We start from the raw sequence: 4,220 nt of genomic DNA on the forward strand, positions 1-4,220 counted from the left end.
CTTGTTTATCGTACTAGTCATCCCAGGAAATGACAAAGATCGGAAGTATAACGAGCTAAATAATGATATTTTTACCAACATCAAAGTAGCTTCAGACAACTTTAATCGCGATTTATCAAAAATGTTCTGTTTAAATACAGACATAGTGGAAGTAGAACGAGGCGATACTTTTGGTGAAGATTTACGACTCGATCTGACGATCGGATTTGATGATGCGATTCGAGGTTGCAAGCAAGAGATTAAGATTCCTCGGCTAGGAATGACAGAGAACGGGAAATTAGATCGAGTTGTTAAATCACTCAACGTTACTATTCCTGCGGGTACGAATCATGGTAATAAATTGAGATTGAAGGGACAAGGTGATGCTTGTAAATATGGTGGTAAACCAGGAGACTTATATCTTTGTTTACTCGTTGCATCTCCAGAAAAAGAACACAAACGTAATGATGTAAATATCGATCCAGAAATTAAAATTGGCAAATCGCATTCGCGCGGAGAAGATTTACATATCGATCTGGCGATCGGATTTAATGATGCCATGCTAGGCTGCGTAAGAGATGTGGAGATTTCTCGGCTAGAAATGAACGCAAAAGGTGAGTTAGCGCGAGTTGCTAGCTCGCTAAGATTTACCATTCCTGCGGGTACAAATCATGGTGACAAATTAAGATTGAAGGGACAAGGCGATGCTTGTAGATATGGTGGCGAACCAGGAGATTTGTATCTTTATTTAATGGTTCGATCGCCAGAAAAAACTCGATCTTTAGAACAAGAATCCAAACGTAATGATGTAAGTGTCGAGTCGGAAATCGAAACCAATGGTTTGCATTTTAGAGACAAAGATATCCGATTCGATATGGCGATCGGATTTGATGAGGCTATTCTAGGCTGCGAGCGAGAGCTTCAGGTTCCTCGGACAGAAATGACAGATGAAGGTGAGTTAGAATATGTGCTCAAATCGCTAACAGTTAATATTCCTGCTGGTACAAACAATGGTAGTACATTGAGATTGAAAGGACAAGGCCATGCTTGTAGATATGGCGGCGAACCAGGAGATTTATATCTTTATTTATTTGTGGCATTGCAAGATAAAGAACGCAAACGCAATGGCGTAAATATTGAAGCCGAAGTTACCATAACTAGCTCTCAAGCTTCAGCAGGTGGTGAAGTAGTAGTTAATACAATTACGGGATGGAGAACAATTTTTATATCTCCTGGTACGAAGACTGGAGATTCTTTAATATTGAGTGGTTGTGGTGTTTACCAACCTGGTAATCCTAGCAAAAATGGTGACTATATTATCAAATTTAAATGTGAATAAGCATCGGCTTTGAACAATAATTATATGAACGATCTATCCAACCTTTTCGCCTTACTCGATCGCGCGCGCTTGCTATCATTTCAGATGCAACGATACCCAGAAGCGGAAATATTACTACAACAGTGTTTATCGATCGATCCAAATCATGCACCTACCCATGCTTTATTAGCCATAAATTATGCAAATATGAAGCAAGGCGAACTGGCGATCGCATCCGCAAAAAAAGCGATCGAATTAGCTCCAGATGATAGCTATAATCACTATGCGCTAGCCTGTGCCTATAGATATCACGGACTAATCACCAGATCGGAACGTGCGATTACAGTAGCGATTGGCATGAACCCAGACATTCCAGAATATTTTGGGGTTCAGGCAGAAAACTTTATCATTCAACGTCAATATACCAAGGCTCTCGATGCCTTAAAAATTGGTTTGAGATTAGATCCACAAAATATCTATTGCCTAGAATTAAAGCTTAAAGCTTTTATTCAGCTACGTTTATATGTAGATGCCGAACAAATTGCAGATCTTTTACTGCCATTATGCCCCAATGATGCTCGTGTATATCGGTTAGTCGGAGACTTATATCAATTACAAAATAAAAACCAGCAATCGATCGCAGCTTATCAAGAGAGTCTACGTTTAAATCCATTGCAAACCGATCTTCAAGCTTTAGTCCAAGTTTATATGTATCGATAAAGTCTAAATTGGGTCAATGTGCTATCCTAAGCGTTAGGAAAAATACCGATCGGAGATTAACGATCGCCGCATATCGCTAAAAGTTAATGAGCAATAAATCCCCGCGTTGTGTTGTTTGCAAACAGATATTTAACGATCGACACTGGTATTATCATCAGCTTTGTCAAGCCTGCGGGGAATTTAACTACCAGAAACAACAAGCAACAGCAGATCTCAGTGGCAAAATTGCCGTAGTTACCGGAGCGAGAGTAAACATCGGTTATGGGGTATGTTTGCGATTATTACGATCGGGTGCGAGAGTAATTACTACAACGAGATTTCCCCATCATGCAGCTCAGAAATACAGTCAGGAAATCGATTTTGAACAGTGGCGCAACAGGTTGCAGATCTATCCTCTCGATCTGCGAGATTTAGCCAGGGTAGAAGCATTTACTCACTATATCGATGGGGTTTATCCACATCTAGATATTATCGTCAACAATGCCGCTCAAACCATCCGCCGTCCTCCCGCATATTATCGGCATTTAATCGAGCTAGAATCGCAACCTATCGCCCAATTAGCGGCTCAATTGCAACCCTTAATTATAAGTCCCGAAGCTAGTCTCGATCGATCTCAAACTAACGCTCTCAACCCCACTCCTAATTTAGTCTCGATCGCACCAGGCGATCTAGTTGCTAATTTATCTCAAATTCCGATGTTACCCGAAGACGAGGTAGATCCGGCGTTATTTCCGATCGATAAATACGATCGAGATGGCAATCAAATTGACTTGCGATCGGTTAATAGTTGGTTGCTTAGGGATGATGAAATAAGTATCGTCGAATTATTAGAAGTTCATGTGGTGAATGCGATCGCACCCTTCGTCATTAATAGTCGGTTGAAAGGAATGATGACTAGACACCAAAATATGGATAAATATATCATCAACGTCTCTTCTCAAGAAGGCCGATTTAACGGTGTAGATAAACCCTGGCGACATCCCCATACAAATATGGCAAAAGCCGCACTCAATCAAATGACGCGTACCTGCGCCAAAGAATATGCCAAACATCGCATCTTTATGAATGCCGTCGATCCAGGTTGGATTAGCTTTCAACATCCACACCCGATCGCGACTGAAATGATCGATCGCGGTACCGAACCACCATTTACAATTATCGATGCCGCCGCCAGAATTTGCGATCCAATTTGGACGGGATTAAACACAGGTAATAATCAATTTGGTAGGTTATTTAAAGATTATCAAATTATCGATTGGTAATTATATTTTTTTTAAATCTGTAGGGGCGGGTTTATGCTAGATATCTCCGAAACCCACAAATAACATTAAAACAAACCCGCCCAACCCCACTAGCATGTATCATTTTTAAATTAAATATTTATTGGTAATATTATTTAACTTTTAATTTTTTATAAAAATTAAAGTAGCTTGCTTTAATAGAAGAGGTATCGTCTTCTGCATCTTCAAAATTTTTCTCTACTGGACTTACTAGAACCATTGCAGATTGAGATAGTTCTTCTGGTTTATTGTGAAACCAAGTAGAAATAGAAAAGTCGGGTTTGTAAACAACCCAAAATTTACCAGTTAGATGCTCTGATTTAAGATATGAGAAAGAGCCTCTATATATCTTAGATGGTTCTTTCAAATCTTCCAATGATGGTTGTTGTAAAGTATCATCATCGTCATCATAATTTGAGAACCACCAATCTCCACAACTGACGAATGTCGCTATCTTTGCCCATGATGGGCGCACTCTATTAAACCGATCTTCTAGTTCATCACTAATATTTAGATCGAACTCCTGTGTATACTTCAATTTGAGAACCTCTTTTGCAGATAATGAATACCAGCTTGAAGAAAGATGATAAATACTAAAATTGTTTAGCCTAGTTTATGTTTTCTCGCCGATCGATCTAGACCAGACGCGAATTATTAATAAAATACCCATTACCAGCAGAAAGGCACAAGCAGATAGTGTTTGCGGCCAGGGAATTTCGAGAACGCCTCGGACGATAACTTCGCGCAGGACGGAAACGATCGCAACTTCGATCGCGACACCGATGGAGACTCGCTGTTCTTGGAGGTAAATAATTAGCAGTCGGAATAGTTCGACGAGGATCAGGACGAACAGAATATCGGCGGTGACGACTTTTAAATCTAGTGGTGGGAGCAGTGAGATAAACATCGCTCTGAGTTGTAAT

The 4,220-nt window shown here is 40.1% G+C and carries 5 protein-coding genes; 3 read left to right on the plus strand and 2 right to left on the minus strand.

Annotated elements, in window-relative coordinates; genetic code table 11:
• The 3 genes from C7B77_RS25075 to C7B77_RS25085 all read left to right on the plus strand — a co-directional run.
• On the plus strand, window positions 1–1,318 hold a 1,318-nt coding region (locus C7B77_RS25075), incomplete at its 5' end, for a J domain-containing protein (protein WP_245894395.1).
• Between the two features lie 24 nt (window positions 1,319–1,342).
• A complete protein-coding gene (locus tag C7B77_RS25080; protein ID WP_106311362.1) occupies window positions 1,343–2,017 on the plus strand; it encodes a tetratricopeptide repeat protein in 675 nt (224 codons plus the stop codon).
• Window positions 2,018–2,103: 86 nt separating this feature from the next.
• Window positions 2,104–3,279 (plus strand): SDR family NAD(P)-dependent oxidoreductase, encoded by a 1,176-nt coding sequence (locus tag C7B77_RS25085; protein ID WP_106311365.1) that lies wholly within the window; start codon window positions 2,104–2,106, stop codon window positions 3,277–3,279.
• A gap of 130 nt (window positions 3,280–3,409) precedes the next feature.
• On the opposite strand, the gene C7B77_RS25090 is transcribed toward C7B77_RS25085, so the two are convergent.
• Window positions 3,410–3,835, minus strand: coding sequence for a hypothetical protein (locus C7B77_RS25090; protein WP_106311368.1), 426 nt, complete (start codon window positions 3,833–3,835; stop codon window positions 3,410–3,412).
• A 75-nt stretch (window positions 3,836–3,910) separates the two neighbouring features.
• A partial coding sequence (locus tag C7B77_RS25095; protein WP_106311371.1) for a phosphate-starvation-inducible PsiE family protein occupies window positions 3,911–4,220 on the minus strand: 310 nt, incomplete at its 5' end.

The sequence above is a fragment of the Chamaesiphon polymorphus CCALA 037 genome, assembly GCF_003003845.1.
GTDB lineage: Bacteria > Cyanobacteriota > Cyanobacteriia > Cyanobacteriales > Chamaesiphonaceae > Chamaesiphon > Chamaesiphon polymorphus.